We start from the raw sequence: 16,469 nt of genomic DNA on the forward strand, positions 1-16,469 counted from the left end.
AGCGCAGGTCATCTCCGGTATCTGAAAAAATAAAGTCGGGGCGGCCTACACTTTTTTAAGAGTAGGCCGCCCCGGTCTATACAGGTCTGGGAGCTGCTCTTAAACTCCCGGCTATGGGTCTATACAGGCCAGCAGATGTGCGAGTTCTGCCGGCCCCGGCACGCTGCGCGGCTGCCGGTGCGAGATCGCATGGGCCGCCACCGCCAGACCGTGAAAAACAGCCTCCCGCGGTGTGCCGCCGGCCGCCAGCCGGGCCAGATATCCCGCGTCGAACATGTCGCCGGCGCCGTTTCGGCTCACCACCTCCACCGACGGCGGGGCATGGCGGCTCTCGTGCAGGCGGTCTATCAGCAGCACCGGCTGTGCCCCATCCCGGCACACTACGGTGTTTTGTGCGGTGGCCCAGCGGCGGGCGGCCTGCTCCTTGGTGCGCCCCGGCGTCAGCGCGCACCACTCCTCGGCGCCAGAGCCCAAAATGTGGCTGGCCACTGCCAGCACCCGGCCCAACAGTGCCCGGCGCTCCGGCGTCAGGGGATACTGTGCACAGCGCAGGTTCAAGTCTATCGAGACCGGTATCCCCCGCGCCGCCGCCAGCTCACAAAATTCGGTAACTGCCCGGGCGCTGGGCCCGCCGTCCTGCACCACCATTCCGTTGAGGTGCAGCAAGCTGCAACGCTCCAACACCGGCTCGGAAAAGTCCGCCGGGGTAAAGGCTTTGTCCTGTCCCCCCGGGGGGAACCACTGAAAAAACACCTTTTCCCCGTCCTCTTCGATCACGCTCACCACTGCCATGGCTGGCGCCTGCTGCCGCCGCAAAAAGCGGGTGTCTACGCCATTTTTCTGCAGGTCGGCGGTGATCATGTCGCCGGTGCTGTCGTTTCCCACCATACCTAAAATAAGCGGTCGCAGCCCCATGCGCCCCAGAGCGGTCACCGTGTTGCCCATCCCGCCGCCCGGCAGCAGCTGCGCCGTCGGCCCGGGCAGGTCCTGCCGCAGCGCCCGTTTCATCTCCCCGTAGGGTACCACCAGGTCCGGGTTCAGGTCCCCCACACAGAGTATCTGCCCGTCCATGCGGCGCCTAGTAGGTGTGGGCGATACGGCAGAACTCCCGCACCTTCTCCACGTCTTTGCCCAAAAACACGCCGTCTTTTTCGATCGAGGTCATCGTCAGGCTGTCCACCCCGTAGGGCCGCACCGCCTCAATAGCTGCCGCCACGTTGTGGGGCCCCAGCCCGCCGGCCAGGATCACCTTTACCCGGTCGCCCACCGCCTCCACGATCTGGCGGCTCAGGTTCCAGTCGTGGGTGGCTCCCGCCGCCCCAACGCCGCTCTCACCGGTCTTGACCGTGTCTAAAATGTAGTAGTCGGCCCACTCGGCGTGCGCAGTGGCAAAGTCCACCGCCTCGGGCCCCACCATCCCCACCGCCTGCATGATCTCCATACCCGGCATCTCCTGGCGGCAACGCCGGTAAAAATCGCGGTTGGTGGTCACACTGCCGCACAGGTGTAAAATGTCGGGGCGCAGCTCTTTGGCCAGCGCCAGCACGGCCTCCTCACCGCAGAGCCCCAGGTCTAAAATAGCCACCTTTTTGGCCCGGTCGCCGATTGCCGCAAAGATATCCAGGGCCTCCGGCAGCATCACGTGGTCTTTTTTGATCGAGTCGTTGAGCACCAGCCCAATGTAGTCGGCACCGGCCTCCAAACATGCCAGCGCCTGCTCCTTCGAGATAATGCCGTAGATCTGTGTGATCATGGTATCGCTCCTTTCTTTTTTTCCAGTATACCGCCGCTGCCGCTCACCCACCTATGACAATTGTCATGCCCCGCCGCATTTTCCCCGCTGCAAAACAAAAGCGGGGGCCCCATCGGGCCTCCCGCTACTGTCTCTATATCAGTTTTCGGCGCGCCGGCGTCACTTTCGGGCGCAGTCCAGCAGGTACTGCCAAAACTGCTGGGGGTCCACCTCGGTCACGATCTCAGCGGTCAGGGGCAGCGGCTCGGGCAGGGTCAGGCTGTAAAAGTCGTCCGGCTTTATAAACAGCGTCATACCGCGGGTGTAGTCGCCTTTGGTCTCCACCCGCAGGTGGCTCTCAAAGCGGGTAGTGGCCATCTCCGGGTGCGAGAACACCGCCACCGTCACCGGGTCGGGCAGGTCAAAGCTGGGCGCCCCCTCGGCGGCGCGGGCGTTTTCGATCATGGTGCGGTTGCAGTCCACAAAAAAGTCGCCGATCTCGCCGCAGGCCCGTAGCTTTTCGATCATGTCCGGCCCCAGCCGCGCTCTGCCGGCGCAGGCCTCCAGTGTCACCATGGTGATGGGCACGCCAAAGGTGCACACCATGTCCGCCGCCTCCGGGTCCACCATGATGTTGAATTCCGCGCACACGGTGTGGGGGTTGTGGTAGTGGTGTGCGCCGCCCATTATGGTGATGTGCCGCAGCTTTTTCATCACCTCCGGCGCCTTGCGCATGGCGGTAGCCACGTTGGTCAGCGGCCCCAGGGTGATCAGGTCGATCGGCTCTTTTTCCGCCTCGATGTGCGCGATCAGCGCGTCCACCGCGTGTCCCGGCGTCAGCGGGATGGTGGGGGCGCGCAGCGGGGTGCAGCCCGGTGTCTGGTCTAAGTCGCCCATCCCGTCTTTGCCGTGCACCTGGTCGGCGGTCTCCAGCGGGCAAAACAGCGGTCCGGCGCAGCCGGAATAAATGGGCGGCGCGTAGGTGCCGGCGTATTCCACGCTCATGCGGGCATTGTAGGAGGCCAGCTCCAGCGGCACGTTGCCGGCCACCGTGGTGATGGCCACCACCTGCAGCTGGGGGTCGCGCAGCGCGCACACCAGCGCCACCGCGTCGTCCGAGGCGGTATCGGTATCGATGATGATCTTTCTCATATGCAGTATGCTCCTCTCGTGTCGGCCTACAGCACCAGGCTCAGCAGGTACTCTTTAAAGGCGGGCCCATCTATCTCGTAAACCACCGTGGCGTTGTGCCGGTGCAGGCTGCTGCCCTTAGCCATGGCCTGCACCGTCTGGGGCGCCCGTCGGTCGCACACCACCATGCCGTCGGTCAGCGCGCTGCCGGCAGTCTCCACCCGGGCATAGCCGGTAAAGTATCCCTGTATCAGCTCTGGTCGGGCCAAAATGGCAATAGCGGTGGGGTCGGGCAGGTCCAGCCCCGGCTCGCCCAGCAGGCTGGCATTTAGATCGATGAGTGTGCGATTGCAGTCGGCGCAAAAGCGCGCGGCCTCCGACTGGCTGCGCTGCAGCTGTTCTATCTCTTCCGGCGTGAATTTGGCGCTGCCAAAGCAGGCCTCAATGGTGGCCATCGTGATGGGGATGCCGCTGGCAAACACCACGTCGGCGGCCTCGGCGTCCACCCAAATGTTAAATTCGGCGGTGGGGTTGGCGTTGCCGGCAAAGGCGGCCCCGCCCATCATGGTGATGTGGGGCACCTTTTTCATCACCTCCGGCGCCTGCAAAATAGCCAGCGCAATGTTGGTCAGCGGCCCCAGCGTCACCAGCTCGATATCGCCGTCGCCGCCGGCTATCAGGTCGATGATCGCGTCCACCGCCCGCTGCGGCTGCGGCTCTGTCGCCGGCTCTTTAAAAAAACCGGCCGGCATATCGCCCATACCGTCCTCGCCGTGCACGTTGGTGGCCGTATTCAGCGCGCGCACCAGCGGCCGCTCGGCGCCGGCGTAAATGGGCGGCAGGTAAGTGTCGGCGTAGGTGGCCGCCAAACAAGCGTTTTTGGTGGCCAGGTCCAGCGTCACATTGCCGGCCACCGCGGTGATGGCCAACACCTCCAAAGCGGGTTCCCGCAGGGCCATGACCAGCGCTACCGCGTCGTCCGAGGCGGTGTCGGTGTCGATGATGATCTTTTTCATAGGTGCTCCTCTCTGCCGCCTTAAAAGCGGCCGCTGCCGCCGGTTGACGGGCAACCGGCTATTTTGTATGATGTACTTAAAAAGGGGGGGGATTAAAATGGGGGATCTGCTCACACGGCTCGAGCGCCACGGTCTGCTCTCGCAGCTGCCGTCCTTCCACACCCCGGCCGATCGGGCCATCCTGCTGGCCGGCGAGCCGCCCGACGGCGCCTATCTGCTCGAGAGTGGTCAGGCGGTGGTGCGCACACTCGACAGCCGTGGCGGCTCCACCATCCTCCACCGCTACCTGCCCGGCGAGCTCTTCGGCGAGCTGGAACTCATCTGCGGCCAAAACGTCGCCACCACCGTGTACGCCGCCACCGACTGCCGGGGCTACCGCATCCCGGCAGCCGACTTTTTGCCGCTGCTGGCCCGCGAGAACTGGCTGTGCATGTACCTGCTGCACAAGCTGGCCGCCCTGCAGCTGGAGGAAGTCCCCCGGGTCGACGCCCGCCGCAGCTTTACGGTGCGCCAAAAGGTGGCCCAGCTGCTGCTGGACAGCGCCGACGCCGGCGGCACAGTGGTGCTGGATAAACAGGAGACCGCCGACATTTTGCGCATCACCCTGCGCAGTGTGCACCGGGCGCTGCGCCAGCTGCAGGACGAGGGGCTCATCCGCGCCTCGGCCCACCGGGTACAGCTGCTCGACGAGCAGGCGCTGCGCCGGCTGCTACCATCAGTATAGCGGCCCGGCAGGCCGGCCGTAAAAGACAGCGGTCACTTTTTATGTAAAATCTGGTCGGTCCGGTTTGTGCAGTTTTACTGGTTTGCAACCGGCGCGCAAAAAAGGTAGAATAGAGTAGAATTCCGGGCCGCACATACTGCGGCCCCTGTGTTGAGGTGCGGCATGAACAAGTTCGATACCGTCAAGATCTACCTGCATATGGTGGCTCTGTACGACCGGGTGGCCCAGTCTCCCGGCGCCCAGGCGCTCGATGCGCTGTGCAGCGCCTTCGGGCAGGATTTTTCCCAGTTGGCCAGCTGCTGGGGCCGTTTTTACAAGACCATCTGCGCAGAGGATATGCACGCCTCCTGGCCCGACTATCTCTTCGGCCGCATCCTCGGCGACGACAATCCCTTTTCCGCCGCCTGTGCCCGGGGCGATTTTCTCGCCACCGAGACGCACATGCGTCTAACGGCCAAAAATGACCTCAGCTTTCTCTGCGCCGCCGGCTCCATCACCGCCAAAGAGCTCAAGGTGCTGTTGCTGAGCGCCTACCCCGACAAAGAAAAGGTGATCGATCTGCTGCCCGAGTGGTGCAGCGAGCACCGGCGCTACAAGGCAGATCCCGACTGGGGCAACGAGCTCATCCGCCTGTCCGAGCACTATAAGTCACCCGAGCAGCAGTGACTCGGCTGTGCCCATAAAGCGCCCCCACTCTAATCAGAGAGTGGGGGCGCTTTTTTCGCCCGCTATCACCCGGCAAAAAGCAGGGGAGAGCCGTCATACAAATAAGCCGCGGGCCGCCGCCCGCAAAGCCCTGACCGCCGCTGTCACCTGCTGTAGTTTGCTGCTACCCACCGCCACCTGCCGTCACCCTACGGCCCGGCGCCGCCCCGCCAACCTTTGTCCCACTTCCAGCCCACTGCACACCGTCCTGGCCGATCCCAACCAACGCCAGCCAACGTCCCAGCTCGCTGCGCAGCGGCCCCCATCGTCCCATCAAAAAAGCGTCTTTATTCCCGCCGCGCGAGAATAAAGACGTCTCTTTCGGTCATCTGTCTGTATCGATCTGCATCCGTCTTACAGGGCGCAAAAGGGGAGCCAGTCCTCAGTCCCCGGTACCCGGTCACAGTGTGCCGGGCGGTGCGGTCACTGCCCGTCTATGCCGTCCCGCGGCCGCCCGTCCCGGTCAAATCGCCGCCGCAGTGCCCGCTCGGTGGGCAGCAGCGACAACAGCATGGCCACTAGCTGCACCCCCATCAGCCACAGTAGGGCTGTCTCGCTGTGGCTGTCAAACAGCACCTCCGTCAGCACCAGCACCAACACCGTCACCACCGCCAGCAAAAGTCCGGTCCAAAACCACCACCGGGCACAGCACTGGTGGGCAAAGTCCCAGGTCTGTTGGCTTTTCATCGACATGGCCGTGCGGTAGCCATAGACCCCGTTTACGTCCCGCGGCGGGTGCTTTTTCCAGGCCGCCCCAAAAGCGATCATCGTCACCGGCAACAGCAGTGCCGTCACCAAAATAAACCAGAACACCTGCGATACGCCTCCTCACTGCGGCCGGGCTGGTATGCCCCGCCGTCTAGCAGCAGTATACCACCGCCCCCCGCCAGATACAAGACCGCGCCGTCACAGGCGTATGCGCACCACCGCGCCGTCTTTGGAGCGAATGTCCAAAAGCTCCAACCGGCGGTACTTTTTCTTGATGCGCAGCAGCTCCAAAAACAGCTGGTGCAGCTGCTGGGGGGTGTAGCGGGGCAGGTATGCGGGCGCGTACTTTTGCAGCGCCCCACTTACCAGCCGGGCCGTGGTCCTGCAAAACAGCAGCCGGGTGGGTAGCCCCAGCCAAAAGCTGGGCCCGCCCTTTTGCCGCACCAAAATGCGCACCTACTCCACCACCACTTCCACCACGTCGCCGTCCTTGCTCTCTACCTCCACCAGCTTGCCGATCACGCCGCTGTCCACCATCTGTAAGATCTGCTCCAGGTCCAGCCCGCGCAGTGCCTCGCTGCCGGCAAACTGGGGTACCTCCATGCCCATCTGCAGGGCCATCTTCACCAGGGCCATGGGCAGGTTGATGCGCACCCGGTCGCCATCGGTGGAATTTACCACCACCCGAAACATCATTTCCTCCACCCGCTTGCGCTGTTCGGGGGGCACCAGCTGGGTGTCCGGCTGTGGGCGGTCGCTCAGCAGTTCGTCCACAGTGCAGCCAAGCAGCTCGGCCAGTTTCGGCAAAAGCTGTATGTCGGGGCAGGAGAGATCGTTCTCCCACTTGCTCACCGCCTGGGGCGATACGGCCAACTGTTCGGCCAGCTCGTCCTGGGTAAAACCTCTCTCCTTGCGCCGGGTGGCGATCTTTTTGCCCAATGTGTTTTCCATCGTATCGGTCACTCCTCTATCGTCGTGGTGTGGGCCGGCCTGCCGGTCTTGCCGGTGCAGAGCGCACCGGCGTCAGCCTGGCCGCGCGTTTTTAAAAACTGTCCGGTAAGCGGCCGGCGGCTGCTCAATGCGCCGCCGCGCCCCAACTCCCCGCGGCAATTTCTATCCGGTGGCTCTATCATACCGCCCCCGCGCCGCCGGCGGAAGAAAGCAGTGGTTGAAAAGCGCCTGTTTTGCCCAACCGGCGGTTGTGTTTTCACCCAACCGCCGGTTGAGTCGCCCGCCGGCGTCCCCCTAAGCGGCCCCGAGCGCCACCCCAATGCCCTTAAAAGGCAAAAAAAGCAGACGGGGAACAGCCAGGTTCCCCGCCTGCTTTCGGCCCTAAAGCTTGCCGGCCGCGGCGCTTCTGTATCTGTCGGCCACCACCGGCGCCCGCTGTACGCCGCTAGCGGATGTAGCGCTCCAGGGGCGACAGATCCAGTTTGTCATAGCCCTTTATAAAGTCGTACACCTGCCGGGCGATCTTTTTGGCCCCGCCGACGTCGTCGCTCTCGATGTTTAAAGGCAGTATCGGGTCGTGCAGCGACATGCGCAGCAAAAACCAGCCCCGCTGCCCGGCCTCGGTAAAGTTTACCCGAATGCCTTCAAAGTTGTCTGCGGCCATCTGCCAGCCCGGCTGGGTATTCACGTACTGCTCCAGGTCGCAGAGCACCTGCTTGCCATAGGGGGCAAAGTCGTCGAGCTCTATCTTAAAGCGCAGCTCGGCGGTCTCGGCCGGCTCTTTTAAGTCGGCCAGCATGCTGTCGATGGTCTTGCCCTCGGCCCGCAGCTTGGCCGCCTTGATGAGGATCTTGGCGCACAGGTAGGCGCCGTCGTCCAGGTAGTAGTTCTCCTTGAGCGCCCCATGACCCGAAGTCTCGATGGCCAGCGGCGCCGCCACCCCCGTCTTCTCCAGGCGGATGGCCTCGTTGATCACGTTTTTGTAGCCGCGCTTAAAGCGGCGGTGCACTCCGTGCAGCTCGTCGGTGATGAACGCCGCCAAATGCGACGAGGTGACCGAGTCGGTGACGATGGTGCCGCCCGGGCAGTCCTCCAGCACAATGGCCGCCAGCAGCGCGATGAGCCGGTTGCGGTTGATCTCGTGGCCGCCGGCGTCCACCGCTCCGGCGCGGTCCACATCGGTGTCGAAGATCAGCCCCAGGTCGCAGCCGTTTTCGACGGTGGCGCGGATGATGGCTTCCATAGCCTGCTCGTTTTCGGGATTGGGGATGTGGTTGGGGAACGACCCATCCGGCTCCAGATACTGCGAGGCCGAGATGTCGGCCCCCAGCACCGCCAGCACCTTGGTGGCAAAAAAGCCGCCGGCGCCGTTGCCGGCGTCCACCGCGATCTTAAAGCCGGAGAGCGGCTGCTCTCCGCCGCCGATACCGGCGCGGATCTTCTCCACCAGGTGGGCGGCATAATCGCTGATCAGGTCTACCTGGCGGCAGCCGCCGTCGCCGCCGCTGGGCAGCTCTCCCGCCGCCAGCTCCACCAGCGCCTCGATATCCTCGTGCTCCAACCCACCGTCCGAGATGAAAAACTTCAGCCCGTTGCGGTTAAACGGCAGATGGCTGGCGGTGATCATAATGGCCCCGTCGTAGCCGTGGCCCGGCAGCACCGTCGACATAAACATCGCCGGGGTCGAGGCCATCGCGCAGTCGTATACCGTAACACCGGCGCCGCGCAGCCCCGCGCTCACCGCTGCCAGCAGGCTGGGTCCCGACAGGCGCGAGTCGCGGCCTACCGCCACCGTCAGCGCCCCGGTCGCCTTTTTCTTTTTGTCTGCGAGCCACACCGCAAAGGCGGCGCCCAGGTCGCGGGCGGCCTGCTCGGTCAGGTTCACCGCTTCGCCCGGCACCCCGTCCAGTGCCACGCCGCGGATGTCACTTCCATTTTGCAAATGTGCATAATCGGCCATAGGTAAGTAGCCTCCTTCAGTCTTTTCGTCTGGTGGCGCTGGCGGGCCCCTCGGTGGTTCCGGTCGGCGCGCACGTGTTTTCTCCCTCCACTATACCATAAAGTGGCGGCTGTTAGAAAGTCTCACTTTTTCCGCATATACCTCGTGCCACGGGGCGCGCCCTGCAGGCCGCGCCGAAAAAAGAGAGACCGGCCCGGTGCCGGTCTCTCTTTTCTATCCGCTCACTGCTGTGCCTGGTCGCAGGCTCTCTGCCGCCGCCTCTGCAGCGCGATGTAGATGATGTACCCCAAATAGATGGCCGCAAAGGCCACCAGGCACACCTCGCCCACCGCCAGCCCCGGCGCCCGGTAGCGAAACTCGATCTCCGCCTGCCCAGCCGGCACCTGCACCGCCATAAAACCCACATTGGCCCGGTAGATAGGCACCTCTTTGCCGTTTACATAGGCGGTAAAGCCCTCGTCGTACGGAACCGAGTAAAACACCAGCTTTTCGCTGTCATAGTCGGTGTGCGAGAGAAAACCGTCTTTGGTGGTGCGAAAATCCACCGCCGCCTGGTCCTGCAATTTCTGGCAGTCCTCGGCCATATTCTGGCGGTACAGTTTCATGGTCAGCGGGTCGGCCACGTTCTCCATCAGGTGGGCGTTGGGCTCCACGCCCTCGGTCTCCAGCACAATGGCCTGCAGCATGGCTCTGGCCCGCTGCGAGGTGTCCAGCACGTCGCACTGCTGCCGGGTCAAATAGGTGTCATAGGCAAAGCCCATGGGCAGGTACAGGTCGTTTTGGTAGATGCGAAAATCGCCCCTGTCCTCATACAGCGAAAAGCCGGTGGGCACCGACAGCGGCGTCGACTGGGCAAAAGTCTGATCGTCGTAGAGGTATTTTACCGACAGCAGTGGCCGCAGCGCGTACTGCTCCACCGGCGGCGACGAGTGCACGTCCCGGGTGATATCCAGGTACTCGTAAAACTCGATCACCGAGGTCGGCACCACCGTGTGAAAGCACTGGATGGTGGGGGTGTTCCAGAACATGCCCAAATTGTCCATGGCCGCATAGTAGTCGCTGCGGAAAAAGTCGCCGTTTTCCGGGTCGGGCTGTATGGCCACCGCCTCTCTGCCGCCCAGGGCGGTGTCTTTCATGTAGGCCAGCCCGTACGAGTGGCTGCGCCCACAGGCGTAGTGGATCAGGCTGTACCCCACCGCCACCGCGCACAAGAGCGCCAGCGCCGGCCTGAAAAACATCCCCCGCGGCCGCAGGTGGTAGATGAGCAGGTAAAACAGCAGCAGGCTGATCACCGATACCAACACCCACATAAAAAAGCGGTCGGGCATGGCCTCGGCGCCGATCTTCACCTTGTCGCCGTCCTGGGTGGGCACCAGCCCGATCAGGGTGAAAAAGCCCACCCCCACCGCGGTGATCAAAATAGGCCGCCGGTAGCTGGCCCCCCGGTCCTCCAGCACCTTGACCGAGGCCAGCGCCATCAGCAGCACCGGCATGTAGAACCAGCGCGCGTAGTAGGAACTGTTAAAGGCGTAAAAGGCGCTGTTGAGCACCGGCACCAGCGCCATCACCAGGCAGACAGACAGCACCCGCTTGACGAAGTTCTTGCCGGTGTTGCCAAAAAAGGCCAGCACCCCGGTCACCGAAAACAGCGGCAGCCACGCCGAGAGCGACGACCACTTGGCCCACTCCTGGGGGAAGAAGTTGGGGCGGGAAGGCACCTCCGGCATAAAAAACAGCGACGACAAGATCCCCCCGTAGCGCTGGGTGTCGGCGTAAAACAGCAGGTCGTGCCCAAACAAAAAGTTATCCACCCGCGGGTTGCCGGTAATGGCCAAAATGCCCGGCAAAAAGATGATCATCCCGCCCAGGCAGCCCAGTACTGTCTCGAAAGCCAGCCCAAAAAACACCCGTTTTTTTATGCAGAAATGGGGGGATGGAAGCCGGCACAAAAAGTAGATGAGTAAAAACACGGCCTGTCCCACAAAGAAAAAGTAGTTGACCATCATGTTGATAGCCACCGCCACCGCAAAAAAGCCCTTTTTGCCGTCCACCACGTACATCTCCAGCCCAATGAGCAGCAGCGGAAACAGCGCCACCACGTCCACGAAGTGGTTAAAGAATACGTTGTACACCGTAAAGCCCGAAAAGGCGTACAGCAGGCTGCCCAGCAGGGCAAAATTTTTGTTGCGCAAAAACCGCGCTATGTAGCAGTAGGCGGTCAGCCCGCACACCCCAAATTTTAAAATGAACATCGGCCCCATCAGGTAGGGGATCATCCAGTTGGGAAACGGCAGCATCAGCCAAAAAAAGGGGCTGCCCAGCATGTAAAAGCTGTACGAGCCGATAAAGTTGGCCCCCAGGTCGGTGCCGAAATCCCAGTTCCAGTTTCCCGAGCGGATCATCTCGTGGGCGTGCTGGTAAAACGGGATGTCCTGCACATTGTAGTCGCCAAAATAAAAAAAGTACCCCTGATCCTGGATCATAAATGGGATAAAAATGGCCGCCGCTACCAGACAGGCGAGCAAAAATGCCGCCAGATAGCGGTTTTTACCGGTGTCCTCCCGGTCGGTCAGGTAGCTGGTGAATGGTCGCATGGTCACAGTCTCCCCAAAATTTTTTTGCCCACCGCCGGCTGGCCGGGTAGTGGTCCCGGCCGGTCGGTGGTAAAATAAAACTATCGGTACGCAGCGCCCGCCCCGGCCACAGCGCCCGGGCAGAGCCTGTCGGCCGGCCGCCAAAGGCGCCGGCAGTCTGCGCATAAAGTCAGTGTATACCTACTACTATACAAAAAATCAGCAGATTTTGGTACCTGACCGCCGGTAATTTGGAAAGATAGCCAGAAAAGGGAGGAAAAACCGTGAAGAGTTTTCCGTTCTACGGCCAGCTGTGGCGCATGCGCTACATCCAGCGCTGGGGGCTCATGAAAAATAGCCGCCCCGAAAATCTCAGCGAACACACCCTCGATACCGCCATCATCGCCCACTGCCTGGGGGTACTGCGTAACACCCGCTTTGGCGGCAGCGTCGACCTGGGCCAGCTGGTGCTCTACGCCCTCTACCACGACGCGCCAGAGGTGCTCACCGGCGACCTGCCCACCCCCGTCAAGTACCACGACCCCGCCCTCAGCAGCGCCTACAAGCAGCTCGAGGAGCTCTCCGCCGCCCGGCTGCTCTCCCAGCTGCCCGCCGATCTGCAGCCGGCTTTTGCCCCCTACCTGCTGGGCCGGGGCCAGCAGGAGGTGCTGGCGCTGTGCAAAGCCGCCGACAAGCTCTCGGCGCTGTGTAAGTGTATCGAGGAGCAAAAGAGCGGCAGCAGCGAGTTCGAGAGCGCCCGCCGCGCCCAGCTGCAGGCCCTCAGGCAGATGGATCTGCCCGAAGTCGACCTGTTCTGCGAGCTGTTCCTCCCCGGCTACTACCTCTCTCTCGACGACCTACAGGAACTGTGATCTCACCCAGCAACTACACCGCTTCTGCCTTAAAGTGCAAAATGTGCTCAAGTATACGGCACAAATATTGAGCGCACAACTCCTTATAGCCGCCGCATAGTTTACTTGCTATCCCCCTGCGTTCAGCCCTTTTGACCCACGAACATTTCCCACCCACTTTTTATCAGTCAGCCCGGATACGCGCCGGTATGCAGTGTTTTGGCCAGCCGGCCCTTAAAAAGGTACCAACAGTTGTAAACAGGGCCGTTTTTACAGTTTATTAACAATTTTTTGACCGCAGAAAAACGGGCCGCCCCGCGGCCCGCCTCATTTTCTATCTGTTAAAAATGACCTTAAAGATCCGCCCAGCCTTCACCGCTGCCGCTCGGATCATTTTGCCTCACGATTCATCACATACCGTGGCGCACAGCGCCTCCAGGTCCTCAAAGGTAGATAAACTGCCGGTCATGGCCCGCAGCTTGGCCGCCCCGCGCACCCCTTTTATATACCAGGCGGCATGGGTGCGCATCAGCAGCATGGCCCGGCGCTCGCCTTTTTCCTCTATACACATGCGCGCGTGGCGCTGGAGCACCTCCATGCGCTGGGGCATAGCCGGTGCCGGCTCGTACCGGCCGCTCTGCAGGTACGACTCTATCTGTCCAAACAGCCAGGGGTGGCCCAGCGCCGCCCGCCCCACCATCACCGCGTCGCAGCCGGTCTCATCCAGCATCCGCCGGGCATCCTCGGGGGCGGCGATGTCGCCGTTGCCGATCACCGGTACCGCCACCGCCTCTTTTACCGCGCGGATAATGTCCAGGTCTACCTGTGGGGCGTACATCTGCTCGCGGGTCTTGCCGTGCACGGTAATGGCCGCCGCCCCGGCCTGTTGGCAGCCCAGGGCCATCTCCACCGCGTTGACCGAACTCTCGTCCCATCCCTTGCGCATCTTTACCGTCACCGGCACGTCCACCGCCGCCACCACTGCCGCCACCACCGCAAAGGCCCGCTCGGGGCGCAGCATCAGCCGGCTGCCACAGCCGTTTTGGGTGATCTTGGGGGCCGGGCAGCCCATATTGATATCGATAAAGTCGGGGCCGTAGTCCATGACCATCTCCGCTGCCGCGGCCATGATCGCCGGGTCGTCGCCGAATAGCTGGATGGAGAAGGGACGCTCGATATCTCGCCGAAACAGCAGATCACGGCTCTTTTTGTCCCCCAAAGTCAGGGCTTTGGCGCTGATCATCTCGCTGACCACCAGCGAGCACCCGTACGAGCGGCACAGCGCGCGAAAGGCGCTGTCGCCCACCCCGGCCATAGGGGCTAAAACGGTGTGCCCGGGTATCATTTTGTCTGCTATCTGCATGTTGTAGTCCTCTCTCATCGGTCTGCGATTTGTTTTGCGTATCTCATTTTAACAAAATGCCGCGCTTTTTACAAACACAGGCGATTTTGTGCTATACTAAAACATATATGTGCATTTCTGCTCTCGGCTCTTTTTGCCGCGGCAGACCTGCCGGCGCGTACAGGAGGATGGCCCTGGCCCGGCGGCAAAGACCATTTCCATACAGTGAGGTAACAACGACCTATGAAATATGTCTGCATCGACGGCAACAGCATTCTCAACCGCGCCTTTTACGGTATCAAGCTGCTCACCACCAAAGACGGCACCTACACCAACGCCATATACGGCTTTTTAAACATCCTGTTTAAGATCCAGGAGGAACAGCAACCCGATGGGGTGGCTATCGCCTTCGACCTGCCGGCGCCCACTTTTCGCCACCGGCGGTACGACGGCTATAAGGGGACCCGCAAAGGCATGCCTGAAGAGCTGGCTGCCCAGCTGCCGGTACTCAAAGAGATCCTGCAGAAAATGGGCTATACGCTGCTGGAGCGCGAGGACTACGAGGCCGACGATATCCTGGGCACCTTTGGCCGGCTGTGCCAGCAGCAGGGGGCCGACTGCGTGCTGGCCACTGGCGACCGCGACTCCTATCAGCTCATCACCGACCACGTTTTCGTGCGCATGTCGGCCACCAACAAGTCCGATATCGTCACCCCCGACGATATCCGTCAAAAATACGGCGTCGAGCCCCGCCAGCTCATCGATGTCAAGGCCCTCATGGGCGACAGCTCCGACAATATACCCGGCGTAGCCGGTATCGGTGAAAAAACGGCACTGACCCTCATCGGCCAGTTCGGCAGCCTGGATGGGGTGTACGAGCACTTGGAAGATAAGGCCATCAAGCCCGGCGTGCGCGCCAAATTGCAAAAAGACCGCGATATCGCCTACCTGTCGCGGGAGCTGGCCGAGATCTGTACCGAGGTGGATATCGATCCCGAACTATCCCACTACCGGGTGGAGGTGGTCGATGAGGATTGGCTGTTTCACACCTTTTCCAAACTGGAGATGCAGACCTTTATCGCCAAGTTGGGGCTGGTCCCCGGCGCGGCCCCGGCGGCAGCGGACACAGAAGCGCCGGTGCTGCCCGCCGGCGAGGTGGTAGAAACGCTACAGCAGGCGGACGAGCCCCTCTACTTGGTGCCGGTAGAGGACCGGTGGGCGGCTATATGGGGCCGACAGGTGCAGCTCTGTCAGGATGTGGACCAACTGGGTCCGGTGCTGGCCGACCAGTCGGTCCCCAAGCGGGTGTTTGACAGCAAGGCGCTGTATCACCTGTGCGGCGATTTGGCGGGCGTGCAGTTCGACTGTATGCTGGCCGCCTATCTGCTCAATCCAACCGCCAGCAGCTACGATCCGCAGAACCTGTTGGGCGAGTACGAGATACAGCCGGTCATGGCGCTGCCGGAGGACCTGCCCGGCGCCCAGCTCATCGCCGGTTTTCAGCCGCTTTGCAACAAGTTGGCCCAGCGGCTGGAAGAACTGGGTCAGCGGCAGCTGATGGACGAGATCGAGCTGCCACTGGCGGCGGTGCTGGCCGATATGGAAAAAGAGGGCTTTGAGATCGATACCGCCAGCACCGCCGCCTACGGTCAGGTGCTCGACGCCCGCATAAGTGAAGTACAGCAAAATATCTGGCAGGTGGTGGGCCGCGAATTCAACATCAACAGCCCCAAACAGCTGGGGGTGGCGCTGTTTGAAGACTTGGGCCTGCCCCACGGCAAAAAGACCAAGACCGGCTACTCCACCAACGTGGACGTGCTCAACAGTCTGGTAGATAAGCACCCGGTGGTGCGCGATATTCTGGATTTTCGCAGCTACTCCAAGCTGAAATCCACCTACGTCGACGGCCTGCTCAAGGTGGTGGCCGACGACGGGCGCATCCATACCAATTTTAAACAGACCGAGACCCGCACCGGCCGCATCTCCTCCACCGAACCCAACATGCAAAATATCCCGGTGCGTACCGCCCTGGGCAGTGAGTTGCGCAAGTTCTTTGTGGCCAAAGAGGGGTATACGCTGGTCGACGCCGACTACTCCCAGATCGAGCTGCGGGTGCTGGCCCACATGGCCAGCGACGAAAAGATGATCGAGGCCTTTACCGAGGGGATGGATATCCACACCACCACCGCCTCGCAGGTGTTCGGCATGCCGCTAGATTTTGTGACACCCGAGATGCGCCGCCGGGCCAAGGCGGTCAACTTCGGCATCGTGTACGGTATCGGTGCCTACTCGCTGGCGCAGGATATCGACGTGTCGGTGCCCGAGGCCGACTCCTATATCAAGGGCTATCTGAACACCTACCACGGAGTACACGATTTTATGGAGAAGACGGTGGCCGAGGCCACTGAGTGCGGCTATGTGAGCACGCTGTTTGGCCGCCGCCGCTACCTGCCCGAACTGCAGAGCAAAAACCGGATCATACAGGCACTGGGCAAACGCATGGCCATGAACAGCCCCATCCAGGGCACCGCCGCCGATATCATCAAGATCGCTATGTGCCGGGTATATGACCGTCTGGCTCGTGAAAAACTCGACGCCAAGCTCATTTTGCAGGTGCACGACGAGCTCATCGTCGAGGCCAGAGAGGATATAGCCAACCAGGTAGCCGCGCTGGTAGCCCAGGAGATGCAGGGCGCTGCTGATCTGCAGGTGCCGCTGGTGGTAGACGCCCATGTGGGAAAAAATTGGTATATTGCCAAGGGGTGAGTGACAGTTT

General features: G+C 61.9%; 14 protein-coding genes. 4 read left to right on the forward strand and 10 right to left on the reverse strand.

Going from position 1 to position 16,469, the window contains the following annotated elements; genetic code table 11:
• Window positions 1-111 precede the first annotated feature (111 nt).
• The 4 genes from C6Y32_RS00255 to C6Y32_RS00270 form a co-directional block, all read right to left on the reverse strand.
• The gene (locus C6Y32_RS00255) at window positions 112-1,071 is read right to left on the reverse strand and encodes a carbohydrate kinase family protein (protein WP_105203161.1); all 960 of its coding nucleotides are present in this window, start codon (window positions 1,069-1,071) and stop codon (window positions 112-114) included.
• Between the two features lie 7 nt (window positions 1,072-1,078).
• Window positions 1,079-1,753, reverse strand: coding sequence for a phosphoribosylanthranilate isomerase (locus C6Y32_RS00260; RefSeq protein WP_105203162.1), 675 nt, complete (start codon window positions 1,751-1,753; stop codon window positions 1,079-1,081).
• 159 nt (window positions 1,754-1,912) lie between these two features.
• Entirely contained in the window at window positions 1,913-2,884 is a 972-nt protein-coding gene (locus C6Y32_RS00265; protein ID WP_105203163.1) for a nucleoside hydrolase, read from the reverse strand.
• Window positions 2,885-2,910: 26 nt separating this feature from the next.
• Window positions 2,911-3,879 carry a nucleoside hydrolase gene (locus C6Y32_RS00270; RefSeq protein ID WP_164998046.1) on the reverse strand — a complete coding sequence of 323 codons (969 nt, stop codon included), beginning with the start codon at window positions 3,877-3,879 and terminating at the stop codon, window positions 2,911-2,913.
• 97 nt (window positions 3,880-3,976) lie between these two features.
• Here C6Y32_RS00270 and C6Y32_RS15010 point away from each other — a divergent pair, with 97 nt between their 5' ends.
• Both C6Y32_RS15010 and C6Y32_RS00285 read left to right on the forward strand, forming a co-directional pair.
• Window positions 3,977-4,603 carry a Crp/Fnr family transcriptional regulator gene (locus C6Y32_RS15010; protein ID WP_164998047.1) on the forward strand — a complete coding sequence of 209 codons (627 nt, stop codon included), beginning with the start codon at window positions 3,977-3,979 and terminating at the stop codon, window positions 4,601-4,603.
• Between the two features lie 162 nt (window positions 4,604-4,765).
• Window positions 4,766-5,269 (forward strand): hypothetical protein, encoded by a 504-nt coding sequence (locus C6Y32_RS00285; RefSeq protein ID WP_105203165.1) that lies wholly within the window; start codon window positions 4,766-4,768, stop codon window positions 5,267-5,269.
• Window positions 5,270-5,731: 462 nt separating this feature from the next.
• Here the strand turns inward: C6Y32_RS00285 and C6Y32_RS00290 are convergent, their stop codons facing one another.
• From C6Y32_RS00290 to C6Y32_RS00310, 5 genes are all read right to left on the reverse strand, one after another.
• A complete protein-coding gene (locus C6Y32_RS00290; protein WP_105203166.1) occupies window positions 5,732-6,121 on the reverse strand; it encodes an SdpI family protein in 390 nt (129 codons plus the stop codon).
• A 93-nt stretch (window positions 6,122-6,214) separates the two neighbouring features.
• Entirely contained in the window at window positions 6,215-6,472 is a 258-nt protein-coding gene (locus tag C6Y32_RS00295) for a hypothetical protein (protein WP_105203167.1), read from the reverse strand.
• A complete protein-coding gene (locus C6Y32_RS00300) occupies window positions 6,473-6,967 on the reverse strand; it encodes a helix-turn-helix domain-containing protein (protein WP_105203168.1) in 495 nt (164 codons plus the stop codon).
• A 445-nt stretch (window positions 6,968-7,412) separates the two neighbouring features.
• A complete protein-coding gene (locus tag C6Y32_RS00305) occupies window positions 7,413-8,927 on the reverse strand; it encodes a phosphohexomutase domain-containing protein (RefSeq protein WP_105203169.1) in 1,515 nt (504 codons plus the stop codon).
• 221 nt (window positions 8,928-9,148) lie between these two features.
• A complete protein-coding gene (locus C6Y32_RS00310) occupies window positions 9,149-11,521 on the reverse strand; it encodes a YfhO family protein (RefSeq protein WP_164998048.1) in 2,373 nt (790 codons plus the stop codon).
• 263 nt (window positions 11,522-11,784) lie between these two features.
• Here C6Y32_RS00310 and yfbR point away from each other — a divergent pair, with 263 nt between their 5' ends.
• Window positions 11,785-12,372: a 5'-deoxynucleotidase gene (gene yfbR, locus C6Y32_RS00315; protein WP_243562417.1), complete on the forward strand. Its 588-nt coding sequence runs from the start codon at window positions 11,785-11,787 to the stop codon at window positions 12,370-12,372.
• Window positions 12,373-12,751: 379 nt separating this feature from the next.
• On the opposite strand, the gene dusB is transcribed toward yfbR, so the two are convergent.
• Window positions 12,752-13,714, reverse strand: a complete 963-nt coding sequence (dusB, locus tag C6Y32_RS00320) for a tRNA dihydrouridine synthase DusB (protein WP_105203171.1) — start codon at window positions 13,712-13,714, stop codon at window positions 12,752-12,754.
• A gap of 222 nt (window positions 13,715-13,936) precedes the next feature.
• Here dusB and polA point away from each other — a divergent pair, with 222 nt between their 5' ends.
• On the forward strand, window positions 13,937-16,459 hold the full coding sequence (gene polA / locus C6Y32_RS00325) for a DNA polymerase I (protein WP_105203172.1): 2,523 nt from the start codon (window positions 13,937-13,939) through the stop codon (window positions 16,457-16,459).
• The last annotated feature ends 10 nt before the right edge of the window (window positions 16,460-16,469 follow it).

This window comes from Neobittarella massiliensis (ex Bilen et al. 2018), from assembly GCF_900289145.1.
Classification (GTDB): Bacteria; Bacillota; Clostridia; order Oscillospirales; family Ruminococcaceae; genus Neobittarella; species Neobittarella massiliensis.

Coding starts and splice junctions, on each gene's coding strand:
- C6Y32_RS00255 (WP_105203161.1), bottom strand. CDS start 1,071: ATGGACGGGCAGATACTCTGTGTGGGGGACCTGAACCCGGACCTGGTG.
- C6Y32_RS00260 (WP_105203162.1), bottom strand. CDS start 1,753: ATGATCACACAGATCTACGGCATTATCTCGAAGGAGCAGGCGCTGGCA.
- C6Y32_RS00265 (WP_105203163.1), bottom strand. CDS start 2,884: ATGAGAAAGATCATCATCGATACCGATACCGCCTCGGACGACGCGGTG.
- C6Y32_RS00270 (WP_164998046.1), bottom strand. CDS start 3,879: ATGAAAAAGATCATCATCGACACCGACACCGCCTCGGACGACGCGGTA.
- C6Y32_RS15010 (WP_164998047.1), top strand. CDS start 3,977: ATGGGGGATCTGCTCACACGGCTCGAGCGCCACGGTCTGCTCTCGCAG.
- C6Y32_RS00285 (WP_105203165.1), top strand. CDS start 4,766: ATGAACAAGTTCGATACCGTCAAGATCTACCTGCATATGGTGGCTCTG.
- C6Y32_RS00300 (WP_105203168.1), bottom strand. CDS start 6,967: ATGGAAAACACATTGGGCAAAAAGATCGCCACCCGGCGCAAGGAGAGA.
- C6Y32_RS00305 (WP_105203169.1), bottom strand. CDS start 8,927: ATGGCCGATTATGCACATTTGCAAAATGGAAGTGACATCCGCGGCGTG.
- C6Y32_RS00310 (WP_164998048.1), bottom strand. CDS start 11,521: ATGCGACCATTCACCAGCTACCTGACCGACCGGGAGGACACCGGTAAA.
- dusB (WP_105203171.1), bottom strand. CDS start 13,714: ATGCAGATAGCAGACAAAATGATACCCGGGCACACCGTTTTAGCCCCT.
- polA (WP_105203172.1), top strand. CDS start 13,937: ATGAAATATGTCTGCATCGACGGCAACAGCATTCTCAACCGCGCCTTT.